This is a genomic window from Streptosporangium sandarakinum, from assembly GCF_050942225.1.
Taxonomy (GTDB): Bacteria; Actinomycetota; Actinomycetes; order Streptosporangiales; family Streptosporangiaceae; genus Streptosporangium; species Streptosporangium nondiastaticum.
Genome location: NZ_CP192034.1, coordinates 6,696,960 through 6,715,999, shown reverse-complemented (window position 1 = coordinate 6,715,999; position 19,040 = coordinate 6,696,960). Strand labels below are relative to the sequence as shown.

General features: G+C 73.2%; 16 protein-coding genes. 12 read left to right on the top strand and 4 right to left on the bottom strand.

Translation table 11 applies throughout. The features are described 5' to 3' along the window. Positions 1-16: 16 nt before the first annotated feature. From ACQP10_RS30815 to ACQP10_RS30805, 3 genes are all read left to right on the top strand, one after another. A complete protein-coding gene (locus tag ACQP10_RS30815; RefSeq protein ID WP_433540196.1) occupies positions 17-1,558 on the top strand; it encodes an alkaline phosphatase D family protein in 1,542 nt (513 codons plus the stop codon). A 13-nt stretch (positions 1,559-1,571) separates the two neighbouring features. Next, the gene (locus ACQP10_RS30810) at positions 1,572-3,137 is read left to right on the top strand and encodes an NEW3 domain-containing protein (RefSeq protein ID WP_399500199.1); all 1,566 of its coding nucleotides are present in this window, start codon (positions 1,572-1,574) and stop codon (positions 3,135-3,137) included. A gap of 159 nt (positions 3,138-3,296) precedes the next feature. Continuing rightward, positions 3,297-4,907, top strand: a complete 1,611-nt coding sequence (locus ACQP10_RS30805) for a beta-N-acetylhexosaminidase (RefSeq protein WP_433540195.1) — start codon at positions 3,297-3,299, stop codon at positions 4,905-4,907. 15 nt (positions 4,908-4,922) lie between these two features. Here ACQP10_RS30805 and ACQP10_RS30800 read toward each other — a convergent pair whose 3' ends face one another. Further along, positions 4,923-5,480: a dihydrofolate reductase family protein gene (locus ACQP10_RS30800; RefSeq protein ID WP_179824667.1), complete on the bottom strand. Its 558-nt coding sequence runs from the start codon at positions 5,478-5,480 to the stop codon at positions 4,923-4,925. A 268-nt stretch (positions 5,481-5,748) separates the two neighbouring features. Here ACQP10_RS30800 and ACQP10_RS30795 point away from each other — a divergent pair, with 268 nt between their 5' ends. From ACQP10_RS30795 to ACQP10_RS30785, 3 genes are all read left to right on the top strand, one after another. Further along, positions 5,749-7,212 carry a cytochrome ubiquinol oxidase subunit I gene (locus ACQP10_RS30795; RefSeq protein WP_433540194.1) on the top strand — a complete coding sequence of 488 codons (1,464 nt, stop codon included), beginning with the start codon at positions 5,749-5,751 and terminating at the stop codon, positions 7,210-7,212. A 4-nt stretch (positions 7,213-7,216) separates the two neighbouring features. After that, a complete protein-coding gene (locus ACQP10_RS30790; RefSeq protein ID WP_433540193.1) occupies positions 7,217-8,230 on the top strand; it encodes a cytochrome d ubiquinol oxidase subunit II in 1,014 nt (337 codons plus the stop codon). Between the two features lie 245 nt (positions 8,231-8,475). Beyond that, entirely contained in the window at positions 8,476-8,925 is a 450-nt protein-coding gene (locus ACQP10_RS30785) for a DUF6098 family protein (protein ID WP_433540192.1), read from the top strand. 125 nt (positions 8,926-9,050) lie between these two features. Here ACQP10_RS30785 and ACQP10_RS30780 read toward each other — a convergent pair whose 3' ends face one another. Further along, complete coding sequence (locus ACQP10_RS30780; RefSeq protein WP_179824655.1) at positions 9,051-9,416, bottom strand: hypothetical protein; 366 nt, start codon at positions 9,414-9,416, stop codon at positions 9,051-9,053. 416 nt (positions 9,417-9,832) lie between these two features. Here ACQP10_RS30780 and ACQP10_RS30775 point away from each other — a divergent pair, with 416 nt between their 5' ends. Further along, positions 9,833-12,814, top strand: a complete 2,982-nt coding sequence (locus ACQP10_RS30775) for a glycosyl hydrolase (protein ID WP_433540191.1) — start codon at positions 9,833-9,835, stop codon at positions 12,812-12,814. A gap of 369 nt (positions 12,815-13,183) precedes the next feature. Then, positions 13,184-13,552: an STAS domain-containing protein gene (locus ACQP10_RS30770; protein WP_346019325.1), complete on the top strand. Its 369-nt coding sequence runs from the start codon at positions 13,184-13,186 to the stop codon at positions 13,550-13,552. Between the two features lie 48 nt (positions 13,553-13,600). Here the strand turns inward: ACQP10_RS30770 and ACQP10_RS30765 are convergent, their stop codons facing one another. Further along, positions 13,601-14,590 (bottom strand): SCO6745 family protein, encoded by a 990-nt coding sequence (locus ACQP10_RS30765; RefSeq protein ID WP_389999707.1) that lies wholly within the window; start codon positions 14,588-14,590, stop codon positions 13,601-13,603. A 110-nt stretch (positions 14,591-14,700) separates the two neighbouring features. Here ACQP10_RS30765 and ACQP10_RS30760 point away from each other — a divergent pair, with 110 nt between their 5' ends. The 3 genes from ACQP10_RS30760 to ACQP10_RS30750 all read left to right on the top strand — a co-directional run bounded on the left by ACQP10_RS30760 (position 14,701) and on the right by ACQP10_RS30750 (position 17,130). Further along, positions 14,701-15,657, top strand: coding sequence for a TIGR03885 family FMN-dependent LLM class oxidoreductase (locus ACQP10_RS30760; RefSeq protein ID WP_179824649.1), 957 nt, complete (start codon positions 14,701-14,703; stop codon positions 15,655-15,657). 134 nt (positions 15,658-15,791) lie between these two features. Continuing rightward, complete coding sequence (locus ACQP10_RS30755; protein ID WP_433540190.1) at positions 15,792-16,379, top strand: ATP-binding protein; 588 nt, start codon at positions 15,792-15,794, stop codon at positions 16,377-16,379. A 292-nt stretch (positions 16,380-16,671) separates the two neighbouring features. Further along, on the top strand, positions 16,672-17,130 hold the full coding sequence (locus ACQP10_RS30750; protein ID WP_179824645.1) for a DNA-binding protein: 459 nt from the start codon (positions 16,672-16,674) through the stop codon (positions 17,128-17,130). Positions 17,131-17,170: 40 nt separating this feature from the next. Here ACQP10_RS30750 and ACQP10_RS30745 read toward each other — a convergent pair whose 3' ends face one another. Then, a complete protein-coding gene (locus ACQP10_RS30745; protein ID WP_389999713.1) occupies positions 17,171-17,743 on the bottom strand; it encodes a helix-turn-helix transcriptional regulator in 573 nt (190 codons plus the stop codon). Between the two features lie 62 nt (positions 17,744-17,805). Between ACQP10_RS30745 and ACQP10_RS30740 the strand changes: the two genes are divergently transcribed. Next, positions 17,806-18,987 (top strand): FAD-dependent monooxygenase, encoded by a 1,182-nt coding sequence (locus tag ACQP10_RS30740; RefSeq protein ID WP_433540189.1) that lies wholly within the window; start codon positions 17,806-17,808, stop codon positions 18,985-18,987. Positions 18,988-19,040: the final 53 nt, after the last annotated feature.

Sequence of the window (19,040 nt, the reverse complement as noted above, 5' to 3'; positions counted from 1 at the left end):
GAGGAGCGGTTCCCCCATGATCAACCGGCGTACTCTCCTGGCCGGCGGCGCGGGTCTCGGACTCGCCGCGGCGCTCGGCTCACCCGCGCGCGCGGCGGCCCGCCGTACCCCGCTGACCGACGCCTTCCAGCTCGGCGTGGCCTCCGGCGAGCCCGACGCCCAGGGCGTCGTGCTCTGGACCCGCCTGGCGACCGACCCGATCGCCCCCGACGGCCTCGGCGGCATGCCGAACCGGCCGGTCCCCGTCCAGTGGCAGCTCGCCACCGACGAGAGGTTCACCAAGATCGTCCGGCGCGGCACCGAGACGGCCCGGCCCGAGGAGGCGCACAGCGTCCACGTCGAGCTGGACGGCCTCGACCCCGGCGCCGAGTACTTCTACCGGTTCCGCGTCGAGGGCGAGATCTCCCCGGCCGGGCGGACCCGCACCGCGCCGGAGCCCGGCACCCGCGGCCGCGACCTGAACCTGTCGTTCACCTCCTGCGCCGACTACCAGACCGGCTGGTTCACCGCCTACCGCCGGATGGCCGAGGACGAGCCCGACCTGATCGCCTTCCTCGGCGACTACATCTACGAGTACGGCGACTACAAGTACCCCGTGCGCGACCAGGCCGGCGGCGAGTGCCTCGACCTGGCGGGGTACCGCCTCCGGCACGCCCAGCACAAGGCCGACCCCGAGCTGCAGCTCGCCCACGCCGTCGCGCCCTGGGTGGTGGTCTGGGACGACCACGACATCGAGAACGGCTGGGCCGGTGACGTGCCCGAGCAGCCCGACCCGCCGTTCCTGCCCCGCCGGGCCGCCGCGTTCCAGGCGTACTACGAGAACATGCCGCTGCGGCGCGCGCAGCGGCCCGACGGACCGTCGCTGAAGCTGTACCGGACGCTGCGCTGGGGCTCGGTGGCGAACCTGCACCTGCTCGACACCCGCCAGTACCGCGACCTGTACGCCTGCACCGGTAGGAGCGGCACGGTCGGCGAGGACTGCGCCGAGCGCCTCGACCCGAACCGCACCATCCTGGGCGACGAGCAGGAGGCGTGGCTGACCGGCGAGCTGCGCGAGTCGCGGGCCACCTGGGACCTGATCGGCCAGCAGGTGTTCATGATGGAGATGGACTGGACGAACGGCCCCGCCAAGGGCTACTCCAACGAGGGCTGGGACGGCTACGTCGCCAGCCGGAACCGGCTGGCCGCCGCCATCGCCGACAACCGGCGCAACGGCGTCGTGCTCACCGGCGACGTCCACTCCCACTGGGCCGGGCAGATCAAGCGCGACCACCGCGACCCGGAGTCGAAGCCGGTCGGCGTCGAGCTGGTCACCACCTCGGTGACCTCCGCCGGCGACGGCCGGGACGAGTACCCCGACACCAAGACCCTGCTCGCCGAGAACCCGCACGTGAAGTTCTTCAACGGCCGCCGGGGCTACGTGCGCACCGTGGTGTCGGAACGGGAGATGAAGGTCGACTTCCGCTCCGTCGACCGGGTCACCGAACCCTACGCCCGCGCCTACACCTCCGGGTCCTTCGTCATCGAGCCCGGCGACCCGGCCCTCAACCCTGCCTGACGGGAGTCCTTCCATGCGCACACGCACGGCCGCCCTGTCGGCGGTCCTCCTCGGCGCGCTCGCCGTGCCCTCGGCGGCGACGGCCCGCACCTCCGCCGCGCCGCCCGGGATCGACGCCCCGCCCATGGGCTGGAACAGCCGCGCGCTGGCCTGCTCGGTCTCCGAGACCGCGGTGAAGCGGGCCGCCGACGCCCTGGCCGACGGCCCCCTCGCCGCCGCCGGCTACCGGTACGTCATCGTGGACGGCTGCTGGACCGCCGCCGGGCGCGACGCCTCCGGCGGCCTGGTGGCCGACCCCGCCCGGTTCCCCTCCGGCATCCGGGCCCTGGCCGACCACATCCACGGCAAGGGCCTGAAGCTGGGCCTCGGCCTGTCGGCCGGGACCAAGGCGTGCGCCGGCGGCGGCGCCGGCGCCTACCGGCACGAGGACGCCGACGGCGCCCTGCTGCGGACCTGGGGCGTCGACTACCTCAAGTACGACTGGTGCTCGATCCCCACCGCCGACTTCCCCGGCAAGAACGTCCAGCAGATCGCGCAGATCCTCTACCCGGCGATGCGGCAGGCCCTCGGCGACGGGATCGCGTTCGCCATGAACAACGAGGAGGGCAGCACCGTCCCCTGGCTGTGGGGCCGCCAGGTCGCCACGACCTGGCGGACCAACGTGGTCACGAAACCGCTCACCGACTCCTACGCGCACATGGTGGACGTGTGGGAGACGAACATGCTCCGCCACGAGTACGCCGGGCCCGGCTCCTGGAACGACCCCGACCTGCTGCAGGCCGGGCTCGGCAAGATGACCGAGCGGGAGTACCGCGCCCAGTTCAGCCTGTGGGCGATCGGCGCCTCCCCACTGATCCTGCAGGCCGACCCGGCCAAGGCGCCCGCCGCGATCGTCGCCAATCCCAAGGTGATCGCGGTGAACCAGGACCGGCTGGGCGTGCAGAGCCGCTACGCCCGCACCGACGGCTGGTACCACGCGCTGGTCAAGCCGCTGGAGAACGGCGACAGCGCGGTGGTGCTGTTCAACGAGAGCGACCGGGCGGCCACCATCGCGGTCACCGCCGCGAAGCTGAAGCTGCCCCGCGCCCCCCGCTACCGGGTCGAGGACCTGTGGACCGGCGAGGTCGCCGCGACCCGGGGCGACCTCGCGGCGTACGTGCCCGCGCACGGCGCGGTCATGTACCGCGTCGCCACCCGCGACGCGGGCGGCGACCGCGCGGCGCCCCTCGTGACGCTGGAGACCGACCCCGCCGCCACCCTCGGCGAGGACCGCCTCACCACGCTCACCGCGGGCCGGGAGGGCGAGATCGTCACCCGCCTGGTCAACACCGGCGGGACGGAGAAGCTCACCGGCGCCGAGATCACCCTGACCCTGCCGGACGGCTGGCGGGCCCGGCCGGTGACCCCGGCGGCGTCGCCGGAGAAGCTCGCCGCGGGTGAGGCGTTCACCGTCACCTGGGCCGTCACCCCGCCGGCCGGCATCGCGGCGGGGCGGTACGAGATCGGCGCGAAGGCGTCCTTCGACGGCCGCGCCGAGGTCACCTCGTCCGCCGCCGTCCTGGTCGCCCAGGCCCCCTGAGACCGGCCGCCGGCGCCCCCTTCCCCGGGGAGTCCCGCCCCCGCGGGGCGCCGGCGGCCCACCCGCGCCGGACCCGCGCCGGCGCCGTACGGAGAACCGCGTCGCGCCCGCGCGGCCCGCAGGGGGCCGCGCGGGGAGAAGCCCCACCGAAAGGAAGAAATGATCATCCCCAAGCCCGTCCGGTTCGAGACCCGACCGGGCCGTCTCACGCTGGGCCCCGGCACCGTCCTCGCGCCCGACCCGGCGCTGGCCGGGGTGGCCGCCTGGCTGCGGAGCGAGCTCGGCCCGGCCGGAGGCTGGGAGCTGCTCCCGGGCGAGCCCGGTCCCGGGGCGATCGTCCTCGCGGTCGGCGCGATGGACCCGGAGGAGTACACGCTGACCGTCGGCGACGACGGCGTGCGCATCGAGGCCGGCGGGCCGGCCGGCGCGTTCTACGGCGCGCAGACGCTCCGCCAGCTCCTGCCCGCCGAGGCGTTCCGCAGGGCCGCGGACGGCCCGCGGGAGTGGTCGCTGCCGGCCGTGCGGATCGAGGACCGGCCGCGGTTCGCCTGGCGCGGCTGCCTGCTGGACGTCGCCCGGCACTTCATGACCAAGCGGGAGGTGATGCGGTTCGTCGACCTGATGGCGATGCACAAGCTCAACGTCCTGCACCTGCACCTCACCGACGACCAGGGCTGGCGGCTGGAGATCAGGCGCTACCCCCGCCTCACCGAGGTCGGCGCGTGGCGCCGCGAGAGCTCGACCGGCTGGAACGGCCCCGCGGACGGCCGGCCGCACGGCGGCTACTACACCCAGGACGACATCCGGGAGATCGTCGCCTACGCGGCGCGGCGGCACGTCACGATCGTGCCCGAGATCGACATCCCCGGGCACACCCAGGCGGCCATCGCCGCCTACCCCGAGCTGGGCAACCTCGACGTCCCGCTGGAGGTCCGCACCACCTGGGGCGTCGGCCCCAACGTCGTCAACGTCGAGGACGGGACCATCGCGTTCTTCAAGAACGTGCTGGACGAGGTCATGGAGCTGTTCCCGAGTCCGTACGTGTGCATCGGCGGCGACGAGGCCCGCAAGGACCAGTGGCGGGCCAGCCCCGCGGCGCGGCGCCGGTTCGCCGAGCTGGGCCTGCGCGACGAGGACGACCTGCAGAGCTGGTTCATCCGGCAGTTCGACGACCACCTCACCGCGCGTGGCCGCAGGCTCGTCGGCTGGGACGAGATCCTGGAGGGCGGGCTCGCGCCGGGCGCGGTCGTCGCCTCCTGGCGGGACACCTTGGGGGCGGTGCTGGGGGCACGGGCCGGGCACGACGTCATCACCTGCCCGAACACCTCCGTCTATCTCGACTACCGGCAGGCGCCGGGTGACGACGAGCCGGTGCCGTTCGGCACCGTGCTGACCCTGGAGGACGTCTACTCCTTCGACCCGGTGCCCGCCGAGCTGGACGGCGAGGACGCCGCCCGGCACGTCCTCGGCTCGCAGTGCTGCCTGTGGACCGAGCTGATCGACTCGCCCCGGCACGTCGACTACATGGTCTTCCCCCGGATGTGCGCCTTCGCCGAGACGGTGTGGAGCCCGCGCGCCCGGGACTTCGCCGGCTTCCGCGACCGGATGCGCGTCCACGAGGACCGGCTCGCCGCGCTCGGCGTGGAGTACCGGCGCGAGGACGGGCCGCTGCCCTGGCAGCGGCGCCCCGGCGTCCTCGGGCGCCCCGAGGAGCGGGACGCCTGGGCCGCCAGGATCGCCACCCTGACCAGCAACATCCGGCTGACCTGAGCGGCGGGGGAGGGGTCAGGTCGTGGGGGAGGGGTCCTGCGGGGCGTAGGAGAGGACGACGACGCCCGAGCTGAACCTCAGCGTGTCGAGGAGTCTCAGCCGGGCGTCGGTGCCCTCCCGGAACAGGCGCCTGCCCCTGCCCAGGATCCGCGGGTGGACCCAGATCCGGTACTCGTCGAGGAGACCGTGCTCCATCAGCGTGTCGGTGAGCCGGCCGCAGCCGTAGATCAGCATCTGCCGTCCGGGCCGCCGCTTCAGCTCGGCCACCGTCCCGACGACCTCGCCGCCCGGGATGACCGAGGTGTTGTGCCACTCGTCGGCCTTGTCCAGCGTCGAGGACACCACGTACTTGGGCATGCCGTTCATCCGGTCGGCGAACTCCCCGGTCCTGCCGGGCCAGGCCAGTGCGAACCCCTCGTAGGTCACGCGGCCCATCAGGAGCGCGTCGCTCGCGAAGAGCTGGTCGTGGGAGTACGCGGCGGCCTCGTCCGTCCAGTACTTGAGCGACCAGAGGTGCGGGTCGTCGATGAAGCCGTCCAGCGTCGTGTAGACCGACGCGATGACCTTTCTCATGCTGCTCTCCTCCGTCGAAGGGCGTGCCGCGCGGGGCCGTGACACCCGATGAGGTGTGACGGCGCGTCATGGAAACACTACGGAAAGTGATGGCAGTCCGGTGGCTCCAACGCGGCTTTCCGCCGTTTGCCGGGAAACGGACGGGGGGAGGGCCGTATGGGTGAGGACCCCATGGGGTCATGGGGTCCCATGTGACCTGGGGGAACGTCATGGAGGCCGGGGAACGCGCGAGGGCCGGCGGGACCGCCGTCCGGGGGGAAGGGGCGCCGTGTCCGGGCTGTTCGGTTTGACCGGACTGCTCGGGTTGACCGGGCTCGCCGTACCGGTGTCGGCGGCGGCGGCCGGCCCGGCGAGCCCGGCCGACATGTTCGCGGCGCGCATGCAGATGGGCTTCTCGCTGGGCTGGCACATCGTGCTGGCCTGCCTCGGGGTGGGGATGCCCGCGCTGCTGCTGTTCACCGAGTGGCGGGCCCTGCGAACCGGTGACGGCGAGTACCTGCGGCTGGTCCACCGCTGGGCCAAGGCGGTGGGCGTGCTGTTCGCCGTCGGGGCGGTCTCCGGGACGATCCTCAGCTTCGAGATGGGCCTGCTGTGGCCGGGCCTGATGGGCGTCTACGGGGAGGTGATCGGGCTTCCCTTCGCGCTGGAGGGCAACGCCTTCTTCCTGGAGGCCATCTTCATCGGCGTCTACCTCTACGCCTGGGGCCGGCTGTCGCCCCGGCTCCACCTGCTGACCGGAGTGCCGGTGCTGGTCGCCGGGGTGGCCTCGGCGTTCTTCGTGGTGACCGCCAACGCCTGGATGAACCAGCCGGTCGGGTTCACCCTGGAGGGCGGCCGGATCCGCGACGTCGACCCCTGGCGGGCGATGATGAACCCGGCGACACCGCCGCAGACGCTGCACATGATCATCGCGGCGTTCATGGTGACCGGCTTCACGGTCGCCTCCGTCTACGCCGTGGCGCTGCTGCGCGGGCGGCGCGACCGCTACCACCGCCTCGGCTTCGCCATCCCCTTCGCGCTGGGCGCCGTCTTCGCCCCGATCCAGATCGTGGTGGGCGACTACGCGGCCCGGTTCCTGGCCGAGTACCAGCCCGTCAAGCTCGCCGCGATGGAGGGTGTCTTCCGGACCCGATCGCACGCCCCGCTGAGCCTCGGCGGCGTCGCGGTCAACGAAGAGATGCGCTACGCGGTCGAGATCCCCAGCGGCCTGTCACTGTTGGTCGGCAACAGCCCGAGCACGGTGGTCCGCGGCCTCGACACGGTCCCGGTGGCCGACCGGCCCCCGGTCACCACGGTCCACCTGGCCTTCGACACGATGGTGGCCGTCGGGTTCTTCCTGCTCCTGCTGTCGGCGTGGTTCGCGGTGGCCTGGTGGCGCCACCGCGACCTGCCGCGTTCCCCGTGGTTCCTGCGCCTGGCCGCGATCTCCGGGGTGGCCGCCGCGGCCGCGGTGGAGTCCGGCTGGATCGTGACCGAGGTCGGCCGCCAGCCCTGGACGGTGTACGGCAGGCTCCGCACCGTCGACGCCGTCAACCCGGTGCCCGGCCTGTGGGCGGGGTTCGTCGTCGTGCTGCTGGTCTACGCGATCCTCACCGTCGCCACCGTCTACGTGCTGCGGCGGATGGCGCGCGCGTCCAGGACGCCGGAGGCCGCCGGGGAGGGGACGCACGCGCCCCAGGAACCGGAGGAACCCGCCCAGGGGGCGACGCCCGCGACCGGGGACCGGGGGTGACCCGGTGGACCTGGTGCAGGCCATGCTGGTGGTGCTGTGGGTCGGCGTGACGCTGTACGCGCTGCTGGCCGGGGCCGACTTCGGCGGCGGCGTCCTCGACCTGCTGGCCGGGCGCGCCAGGGCGGGCATGCCGCAGCGCCGGCTCATCGAGCACACGATCGGGCCGGTGTGGGAGGCCAACCACGTCTGGCTGATCTTCGTGCTCGTCGTGCTCTGGACCGGCTTCCCGTCCACGTTCGCCGCGGTGATGTCCACCCTCTACATCCCGCTGACGCTCGTGGCGCTCGGCATCATCGCCAGGGGCGCCGCGTTCGCCTTCCGCAAGGCCAGCACCGAGCTGTGGCAGCAGCGCCTGTTCGGCGCGGCCTTCGCGTTCTCCTCGGTCCTGACGCCCTTCTTCCTCGGCACGGTCGCCGGGGGGATCGCCTCCGGGCGCGTCCCGCCGGGGCTGGGGGCCGGGGACATCATGGCGAGCTGGGTGAACCCCACCTCGATGCTGGGCGGGGTCCTCGCGATCGGGGTCTGCGTCTACCTCGCCGCCGTGTACCTGTGCGACGACGCGAGACGGGCCGGGCTGCCGGACCTGGCCGAGGGGTTCCGGCGCCGGGCGCTGGTGACGGGCCTGGCCGTGGGCGCCGTCGCGCTGGTCGGCATCGCCGTGCTGCACTGGGACGCCCCCCGGCTGTTCGACGGGCTCATCCACCGGGCGCTGCCGCTGGTGGCGGGCAGCGCCGTACTCGGCCTGGTCTCCCTGGTCCTGCTGTGGCTGAGGCGTTTCCTGCTCGTCCGGGTCACCGCCGCGCTGGCCGTCACGGCGGTGCTGTGGGGGTGGCCGGTCGCCCAGTACCCGGCGATGCTGCCGCCCGGCCTGACCGTCTACCAGGCCGCCGCCACCCGGTCGGTGCTCGGCGCCACGCTCCTCGTGCTCGCCGTGGGCGCGTTGCTGGTCCTGCCGTCCATGGCGTGGCTGCTGCTGTTGCAGCGGCGCACGCCGTACGACACCGGATCGCACGGCTGACCCGTGCGCCGTACGGCGCCGGATCGCGCGGCTGACCCGTGCGCCGTACGGCACCGGATCGCACGGCTGACCCGTGCGCCGTCGCCGGGGAGGGATTCCCGGGTCAGGTGTGAGCTGGGAGAACGTGGGAACCGTGGGAATGTCGCCTGGCGGGAAGCCGGAGGTGGCCCGCGGGTGAGGCCGGCGGGCCCCCGGGGAGGCCGACGGGCCCGATCGGGGAAGCATGTCGAAGCGAGGTGGAGACGATGGCGCTGGCACCGGCTGTGATCACCAGCCTGTCGGAACTCGCGACGCTGCTGGACAGTCGGCACGGGCTCTTCATCCGGTGGGCGCGGGACCTGGACCGTGACGAGACGACCGGCCGCAGCCGCGACGCCCTGACCGGCGCCGAGCTGCCCGGACTGTCGGCCAATCCGCTGGACGTCGAGAGCTGGTGGGGGGATCGCTCGACCAGGCTGTGGGCCGCCCGGCGCCTGTACGACTACTCCCACATCCGCCGCGACCGGGGGCCGGGCGTCAGGGCGTGGATCCTCGCGGGGGAGGAGGTGTCCCGGGGCCCGGACAACGAGCCCCTCATCCGGTGCGGTGAGGTCGTCGCGACCGTGGACGAGTCGGTGATGCGGGAGGCCGCGGAACTCGTCGAGGCCCAGAACAGCCATGCCTGGGGCACGCTGGACCGCAAGCGGTCCCGCTGATGGGGCGGCCGGGCCGCCGCGGGAGACCGGGACAGGCCCCGGACCCGGACCCGAGCCCGGACCTGGATCCGAAAAAGGCTCTGGCCAGACCCGGGGGAGGTCTGGCCAGAGCGGGGGAAGGCGGATCAGCCGACGTTGGCGCAGACCGCGTAGACGCTGATGCCGACGTCGCCGTAGCGGTTCTGCCGGCCGAGGCCGATCCAGCCGGTGCCGTCGTCGGTCGGGAAGGAACCGACGAGGATCGCGTCCGCGCCCTGTGCCTCGGCGCCGCCGCCTACCGCCCGCTTACCGGCGGGGCACCGGACCACGCGGCGGGAGAAGTTGGGAACGTTGGCGTTGGGGAGCTTGACGATCTGGTAGCCGGTGAAGTCGGCCGCCGAGCTGGTGGGGGCGTCGACGGTGGCGGTGGCCGGGGCGGCCGCCGCCGCAGCCAGGCCCGCGCAGCCGACGACGGTCGCCAGCGTGATGGCCATGAGTTTTCCGTGCCGCATGATTCCTCCTGAAGCAGGGGGTGCCGGAGTGAACACTGAAAGTAAACGAACAATCACTCTGCGTGTCCAGTCATGGTTTTGTGGCCGCTCCGCCAGTTGCGGCGCGCGGGCCGGCGCTCTCCGGACGGGCGCGGCCGGGAGGCGCCCGCCCGGACCCTCCGACATTGATGGGAGAGCGCTCTCTAGCTCTCGGACGCTGATCGGATCCTCCGGTCAGTCTCCCCGTCAGGTTCCCGGAGCCCGAGGGCAACCCCTCCTGCCAGCGGTTCCATTGAGAAAAGCGGGCGGCGGAAATTCGTCCGGCGGCAATCGCGGCGAAGCATTGACGGCGGCCGGGTGGCTGGCTACGTTCCGCTGTGAGAGCGCTCTCTCAGCCGCTCCGCTCCAGATCCGATCCCTCCCCTGGAGGCACCCCCATGGATCACCCGAACCACGCCGCGAGGCCGGACACACCACGACCCCCGGGAAGAAGCCCCGCCCGCCGGCGCGGCCTCGCCGTGCTCGCGGCCGTCACGCTGCTGGCCGGCGTCTTCGGCGCCGGCACCGGCCTCGGCGCGGCGCGTCCCGCCGAGGCGGCCGCCGTGGGCGCCGGCGGCTACGCCGACACGCTGCCCGCCGGCCGTTCCCTGCCGACCGGCTGCGCCGACCTCTCCACCAACCCGCGCCGCTGGGTGACCGGCAACGCGCCCAAGGGCGCCGTCCCCACCAACGACTGGTGGTCCTCGCTCCTCTTCAAGCGGAACGACTGCGCCTACAGCGACATCCTGCACGCCCACCCCGCCTCCTACGACACCTTCCCCGACGGCATCGGCCTCTCCTACAACTCCGGGCCGACGTCGATCACCGGCACGGCGACCGGCGTCGGGGAGTACAAGTACGAGTACCGCGAGGACATCCGGGTCGGCGTCACCGGGATGAGCTCCCCCGACGTCAAGGTGGACGGCTGGAGCGACTGGACCGTCACGCCGTACTGGAGCGACGGGGCCCGGACCATGAAGGCGACCATCGGCCACGGCCTGCCGTTCACCTACTTCCAGGTCACCGGCGGCGACGCGCGGATCAACGGCACCGCGGGCGCCCCCGCGGTCTGGTCGAACGACGGCCCCGTCATCGGGTTCACCGCGGGCGGCAGCGACTACGTCGCCTACGCCCCGGCGGGCTCCACCTGGACCGTCAGCGGGACGGCGATCACCTCCTCCCTCGCGGGCAAGGGCTTCTTCTCGGTGGCGGTGCTGCCCGGCGGCCAGGACAGGGCGGCCCTCGCCGCCACCTACGCCAGGTACGCGCACGCGCACGTCACCGGGACCCGCGTCTCCTACGCGTACGACCAGCCGAGCGGCAGGGTCACCACGACGTACGGCTTCACCACCGCGGCCAGGCAGGGCACGGAGCGGGGCACCGTCATCGCCCTGTACCCCCACCAGTGGAACCGCCTGACCGGCGCGACCCCCCTCACCCCCACGTACGCCTCCGCGCGCGGCCCGATGAAGATCATCACCGGGACGGGGTTCACGACGACGATGACCTACACCGGCGTACTGCCCGAGGTCCCCGCGGTCGCCGACGGCTCGGGCGCCGACCTGGCCACGGTCACCGGCCACCTCAACGCCGAGCTGGGCGACCCGATGGCGGCCCGGGGCGACGACACCTACTGGACCGGCAAGGGCCTGGGGCGCGCCGCCCGGATCGCGGAGATCGCCGACCAGCTCGGCCTCACCTCGGTCCGCGACGCGGCGCTGACCGCCGTCCGCACCCGCCTCACCGACTGGTTCACCGCCGCCGCGGGCAAGACCTCCCGCGTCTTCTACTACGACCGCAACTGGGGCACGCTGATCGGCTACCCCGCCTCCTACGGCTCCGACCAGGAGCTCAACGACCATCACTTCCACTACGGCTACTACATCGCCGCCGCGGCGACGCTCGCCAAGTTCCAGCCGGACTGGGCGAAGAAGAGCCGGTACGGCGGCATGGTGGACCTGCTGATCCGCGACGCCGACAACTACGACCGCGGCGACGAGCGTTTCCCGTACCTGCGCGACTTCGACATCTACGCCGGCCACGACTGGGCGTCGGGCCACGGGGCGTTCGCCGCGGGCAACAACCAGGAGTCCTCGTCCGAGGGCATGAACTTCGCCAACGCCCTCATCCAGTGGGGCCAGGCCACCGGCGACACCGCCGTCCGCGACGCGGGCGTCTACATGTACACGACCCAGGCCGAGGCGATCAAGGAGTACTGGTTCGACATCCGCGACCGGAACTTCCCCGGGGAGTTCGGCCACGGCGCGGTCGGCATGGTCTGGGGTGACGGCGGCGCCTACGCCACCTGGTTCAGCGCCGAACCGGAGATGATCCAGGGCATCAACATGCTCCCGGTCACCGGCGGACACCTCTACCTCGGCGACGACCCCGGCTACGTGCGCCGCAACTACGCCGAGGTGGTCAGGAACAACGGAGGAGAGCCCACGGTGTGGCAGGACATCCTGTGGGAGTACCTCGCGCTCGGCGACGGCGACGCCGCGCTGGCCAAGCTGCGCGCGGCACCCGGCTACACCCCCGAGGAGGGCGAGAGCCGGGCGCACACCTTCCACTGGATCCGCAACCTGGCGGCGCTCGGCACGGTGGACACCACCGTCGTCGCCGACCACCCGCTGGCCAAGGTGTTCAGCAGGAACGGCGCCCGCACCTACGTGGCGTCCAACATCACCGGCACCGACATGACGGTGACCTTCTCCAACGGCACCCGGCTCACCGTGCCGGCGGGCAGGACGGTCGCCTCGGGCGCCCTGAACTGGAGCGGCGGTGACGCGGACGGCGGCCTCCCCCCGACGGCCACCCCGACGGCGACCCCCACCTCGACGCCGACGGCGACCCCGACGGCGACCCCGACGGCGACCCCGACGGTGACGCCGACGGTGACCGCCGCCCCCTTCACCGCGACCCGGTACCTCCGGGCGGACGGGACGCTCCCGGGTGCCAAGGGCACGGCGGGCGCCGTCACGATCACCTCGGCCGGTGGCGTCAACCACGACGGCACGCCCACGAACGCGCGGGTCTTCACCGCGACCGGCCTGACCGCCGCCCACAACGGCGGCACGACCGCCTTCGACCTGTTCCTGGACGCCGGGACCACGGTCGGCAACGGCACCCAGCTCAGGATCTCCTACGACCTCACCGGGAACGGGAGCTGGGACCGGGTGGAGACCTACCGCTACTTCGCCACCGACCCGCTGGCCGGGTGGGAGCACTACACCCAGGCGGCCGGACTTCAGTCGGCGTCCGGAGCGTACGGGAACCTCGTCGGCGGCACGGTGCGGGTCGAGGTCTGGAACGCCATCGGCAACGGTGCCACCACCCTCGGCGCGGGTGACACGTCGCTGGTACGGCTGCCGTTCGGCTGATCCACCGCGACACCGGCCGCCGTCCGGCCGGCCCGCCGCGGCGACGGCGGTGGCGGCGGCGACGGTGGTGGTGGCCGGCCGTACCCCGGGGCGGGGTGGCGGCGCGGCGCGGCCGGGTGGAACGTGAGGCGGCCGGGGCCATGACGGCCCCGGCCGCCTCGTGCGGCGCGGGTGGGCGTTCCGCGCGACGGGGCCGGCAAGCCGCCGCAGGTCTGCTTCCACCGGTCGGAGGGCGACCCGACCGGCGCGGGCGGGGCCGTTACGCACATGTCTCCTGAGCGTCGCCCGGCCGACCCGGCGCCAGGGGTATACCTTGATCACTGGCCGGCTACCGGCGCGGGTGGCATCTCAGCCGCGTGGAATGAGTGGATGACGATGAGTAGAGAGCTGTTCGTCGACGTCGCCCACCATCATGACGCGGGCTGCGCCGTGGTCACCGTCACCGGCGACATCGACCGGACCTCCAGCCCGCTGCTCAGGGGCGCAGTGGACCGCCTGGTCTCCGGCGGGCAGGCGCGCATCGTCATCGACGTCAAGGACGTCACCTTCTGCGACTCCACCGGCCTGCGGACCTTCCTGAGCGGGATGAACGCGACCTTCGAGGCGGGCGGCTGGCTGCGGCTGGCCGGGGTGGGCGGCCACCTGGAGCGTTTGTTGCAGATCACCGACCTCCATTCCTTCTTCATCATCGACCCGGACGTCGCCGGTTCCCTGGCGAGCGCGCGGACCCGCGGCTGACGGCCCCGGCCGCAGCCCGGGAGGGGACGCCACGCCCGGCGTCATGGATCAGGGTGTCACGGGGCCGCCGGTGAGGTCGTCCACCGGCTCGGGCGGCCACGGCATGCCGACCGGGTTCGGCACCGGGAACACGCCCGACTCCATCACCGCGTTCGCCAGCGGCCACAGCAGCCGGGCGAGCGTGGCGGTGGACTCCTCACCCAGCGCCCGCCAGGGGCCGGCCGCGGCCTCGTCGGTCAGCCGTTCGATCCGGTCGCGCTCCCGCGCGCCCTCCCCGGTCAGGCGGCCCGCGCCGTCCAGCCATCCCCGCGCGCGCAGGGAGCCGAGCGCCGCGTCCCACTCGGCCTCGTCCCACTTCCGGGCCAGGCGGAGCCCGTCCGCGCCGGTCTCGGCGGCGGCGATCTTGAGCAGGTGGGCCTCGACCGGGGAGACGCCACAGGCGACGAGGACGGCGACGTGCCCGTCACCGCGGTGCTCGCGCAGCGTGGTCGCCGCCTGCCACAGCCGCAGGTACGGCTCCGCCGGCTCGGGAAGGGCCTGGTTCGCCGCGGCGAGCACCCGCCCGGCGGTGTCGGCGCGGCGGGCCGCCTCCCAGGCGAGCGAACCGGCCTCCTCCAGGACGTCCGGCAGCGGACCCGCCTTCTCAGGGACATCCGCCGGCGAACCCGCCTTCTCCGGGGCGTCCGGCAGCGAACCGGCCCCCTCGGGGGAGCCCGGCGCCGCCGCGCCCGCGAGCAGCCGCCGCAGGGCGGCCCCGGCCCCGTCGAGACGCGCCCGGAGCACGGCCTCCGGGGACGCGAACCCCCAGGCGTCCGGCAGCGCCCGGGCCACCCTGGCGGGCGGGAAACCGTGGAAGGCGGCGGTGACCACCTCCGGGCCCACCGCGCCGAGCGGAGCCGCCCGGGTCGCGAAGTATCCCATCCAGAACCCGCGCATGCCGGCCGCGTCGGCCGCCGACCGCGCCTCCGGTGCGAAGTAGGTGACGGCGTGCAGGGGTTCCAGCAACTGCCACATCATCCGGGGCACGTTCGAGCCCATTCCCGGCTCCCTCCTCGTCGAAGATCCTCCGTCCACCAGCATGCGCGACCGGCGCGGGACCGTCACGCGCGGTTTCGCGTGAACCGTCCCGGTTCGGGTAGCCGGGTGCCATGGCGACCTATGGCTTCCACTCATCACACGAGCAGATCCATCCGGCCGAGCTGCTGAAGGCGGTGACGCGGGCCGAGCAGGCCGGGTTCGCGGCGGCGATGTCCTCGGACCATTTCTCGCCCTGGAGCGCGCGGCAGGGCCACTCCGGTTTCGCCTGGTCCTGGCTGGGCGCCGCCCTCCAGGCCACGAGCCTGCCGTTCGGCGTGGTCAACGCTCCCGGCCAGCGTTACCATCCGGCGATCATCGCCCAGGCGATCGGCACCCTGGGGGCGATGTTCCCCGGACGGTTCTGGGCGGCGCTGGGCACCGGCGAGGCGAGCAACGAGCACATCACCGGCGACCGCTGGCCGCGCAAGGACGTCCGTACGGCGCGGCTGCGGGAGTGCGTCGACGTCATCCGGGCGCTGCTGGCCGGTGAGGAGGTCAGCCACGACGGCCTGGTCACCGTGGACCGGGCCCGGCTGTGGACCAGGCCGGAGGTCCCGCCGGAGCTGTTCGGCGCGGCGGTGAGCGCGCGGACCGCCCAGTGGTGCGCGGAGTGGGCGGACGGGCTGATCACCGTGAACGGCCCCGTGGAGACGCTGCGCGAGGTCCTCGGCGCCTACCGCGACGCCGGAGGGAAGGGCAAGGCGGTCCTGCAGGTCCACCTGAGCTGGGCCGAAAGCGAGGACGAGGCGCTGGCGACCGCCCACGACCAGTGGCGGAGCAACGTCTTCGGCCCGCCGGTGAGCTGGGACATCGACAGCGCCGAGCTGTTCGACATGGTCACCGCCGACGTGCCGCCGTCGAAGGTGACCGAGTCGGTCAACGTCTCGACGGACCTGGGATGGCACGCGGCCCGGATCGGCGAGTACGTGGAGCTGGGCTTCGACGAGATCTATCTGCACCACGTGGGCCAGAAGCAGGAGGCGTTCATCGACGCCTTCGGGGCGAAGGTCCTGCCGCAGCTTCCTTGAGTCCGCGGGTGTCGCCGAAGGTCGGGTGAGGAAAGGGGATCCGGACGAAACAGTTGTGTCGCAATCAGTTCACATAACCCGGTCATCTCCTCTACATTGAGGTGTGGGAGCGCTCCCATGCAGAGGAGAAGCAGGTGACCCTCCAGCCCAGCTCGTGCGCCGAGCCGCTCGGCCCGGCGTCCGCCCACGGACCCGCCGCCCACGCCGCGCCGGTCCGGGTGGCGTCCGGGCATGCCGTGCCCGCGCCTGTCGTGCCCGCGCCCGTGGTCTCCGCAGGCACGGCTTTCACCCGCACGGCCGAGCGCCTGCTGCCCGCGACCCCCGCCAGCGTGCGTGACGCGCGTTCCCTGGTGCGCGACGAGCTCGCCCTGTCCGGGGCCGGGGACCTGGTGGACGACTGCGTGCTCGTCGTCAGCGAGCTGGTCACCAACGCCGTCCGGCACGGCGGCGCGGCGTGCGCGCTCAGGCTGCGCTGCGGTGCCGGCCACGTGTACGGCGAGCTGTTCGATCCGGGGGCCGGGACACCCCGGGTGTGCGAGGCCGACGACGAGGCCACCGGCGGGCGTGGCCTGCAGATCGTCGGCGTCCTGACCGACGGCTGGGGCGTCACCTGGCCGGCCGCCGGAGGGAAGGTCGTCTGGTTCGTCTTCGGTGCGCCCGTCCCGCACCCGCGGACCCCCGGCGCCCCGGCCGCCGGGAACGGGCCGAACCGCACGGCGTGACGGGCCGGCCGAGAGGTGAGGCCGTACGGCGTGACGGACGCCTGCCAGGGCGGGTGGAGTCGTACGGCGTGGCGGGTGGCACGTCGGATCGGAGTGTCGCGTGACGGGTGGCGCGTCAGGTGGGAACGTCACGTGACGGGGGACGTCAGGTGGGGATGTCATGTGCCGGGCCGGACCGGGGGGCGATCCACACGGCGCGGTGGGGGAGAGCGCCGAACCGTCACCCTCTTTTGAACATTTCGTTTAAATCAATTCGTTGACAACGTTGTGTTGCCGGAGCCATGCTGATCGCATGTCTTCTGATACCGACCAGTCATCGCAGTCACTCGATCCCTTCACGCCCCCCGACCCGGGGCAGGCGCGGGCGCACCGCGTGTACGCCGCGCTGTCGCGCATCGCCGACCGGCACGCCGCCACCGAGGAGCAGCGCTCCCGGCAGGTCCACCCGTCGGTGCTCGGCCCGCACGAGGCCGTCAGGCTCGTCTCGTTCCTCGCCGCGGGCTCCGCCCTGCCGGAGGAGGGCGAGCCGGAGGTGGACAACGCCGACATCACCGCCGCCCTGACCCTCATCCCGCTGGCCCGCGCGGAGATGGACCAGCTTGAGGCGGGGCTCCTGCAGATGGCCCGGGGCCGCGGTCTCACCTGGCAGGAGATCGCCTTCGGGCTCGGGCTGGGCACCTCCCAGGCGGCCCGGCAGCGCTACGAGCGCCTGGCCGGCCGGATCGCCGCCGAGACGGGCGGCTCCGGCTGACCTTCGGCGGCGGGGCCGCCCGCCGGGCCGTACCGGTCGACTAGGGGAGCCGGTAGTCCCAGGCGAGGCGGCCCGAGCGGAGGTCCTCGGCGAGGCCGCGGACGTAGCCGAGCTCCGCGGTGAGCGCGGTCCGCTGGTACTCGCTCTCCACGAGGAAGACGCGCTCCAGGAAGGCCGCCCCCTCCGCCAGCTCCTGCTCCAGCGAGGCCAGCCGGGTCTCCAGGGACGCGACCCGCTCCTCCAGCGCCGCGCGGACCTCGTCGGGCTCCAGCACCGGCAGGAAGGCCAGGGCCGCGGGGAACTCGGGGAACTCCCGGGCGGGGGCGGAGAGCATCTCCCGCATCCACCGCCGCAGCGTCTCGTGGCCCTCGCCGGTCGGCTCGTAGACGGTCCGCTCGGGGCGGTTCTCCTCGCGCGAGGTCTCCCGGACCGCGATGAGCCCGGCACGCAGCAGCCGGTCGATCGTCTGGTAGACGCTGTTGCGCTGCGCGACGTTGACCACGTCGTCCTTGTGCCGCTCCTTGATCAGCTGCTGCATCCGGTAGGCGTGCATCGGCGCCTCGCTGACCAGGGAGAGCAGCGCCATGGCCAGTGGAGATCGCCTCGTCGACATGCCTGTCATCGTAACGGCGGCCATCCCTGGTCCTTGTTAGTCATTTTATGTATATTCATTTCATGACCAAGAAAGCTCTGATCATCGGCGGGGGCATCGCCGGCCCGGTCACGGCCATGGCCCTGCGGCGCGCCGGCATCGACGGCGAGGTGTTCGAGGCGTACGACCGCGGCTCCGAAGGCGTGGGCGCCTTCCTCACGCTCGCGACCAACGGGATGGAGGCGCTGCGCCTGCTCGACCTGTACGACATCGTCCGCGACCTGGGCGTGGACTCGCCGCGGATGGAGATCCTCAACCGGCGCGGCAGGCGGCTCGCCGTCCAGCGCCGGCCCTCCCGGACGATCCGGCGCGCCGACCTCTACCGGGCGCTGCGCGACGAGGCCGTACGGCGCGGCGTGCCGATCCACTACGGCAGGCGCCTCACCGACGCCTCGGCCACCCCGGACGGCGTGCGGGCGGTCTTCGCGGACGGGAGCACCGCCGAGGGCGACCTGCTGATCGGCGCCGACGGCCTGCGCTCGCGCACCCGGACGATCATCGACCACGGCGCGCCGCGGGCCCGGCACGTCGGCCTGCTGAACGCCGGAGGCTTCGCCCGCGGCGTCACGGTGCCGGGCGTCCCCGGGACGAGCTACTTCATCTTCGGCAGGAGGTGTTTCTTCGGCTACGTGATCCACCCGGACGGAGAGGTGTGGTGGTTCGCCAACCCGGCGAGCCCCGAGGAGCCGACCCAGGAGGAGCTGGCCGCGATCGGCCCGGAGCGGTGGCGGGCCAGGCTGCTGGAGCTGTTCGAGGGCGACACCGGGCCGATGGCCGACGTCATCGGCGCTACCCGCGACATCCTGGGCCCCTGGAACACCTACGACTTCCCGACCGTGCCGACGTGGTTCAACGACCGCATGGTGCTCCTGGGCGACGCCGCGCACGCGACCTCGCCCTCCTCGGGCCAGGGCGCGTCCATGGCCATCGAGGACGCGGTGGTGCTGGCCAGGTGCCTGCGCGACGTGCCCGGTACGCGCGAGGCGTTCGCCGCCTTCGAACGGCTGCGGCGCGAGCGGGTGGAGAAGGTTGTGGCCCAGGGACGGCGCAACGGCAGCGGCAAGGCCCCGGGACCCGCCGGCGCGTTCCTCCGTGACCTCGTGCTGCCGACGATCATGCGGCAGGTGGAGAAGAAGGACATGCTGGCCTGGATGTACGACCACCGCCTCTCCTGGGACGACCCGGTGACCGCGCCGTCCCGCTGAACGCCCACCGGTTCCGTGCCGGGGTTCCGCCGGACCCGCCCGTCCGGCCTACC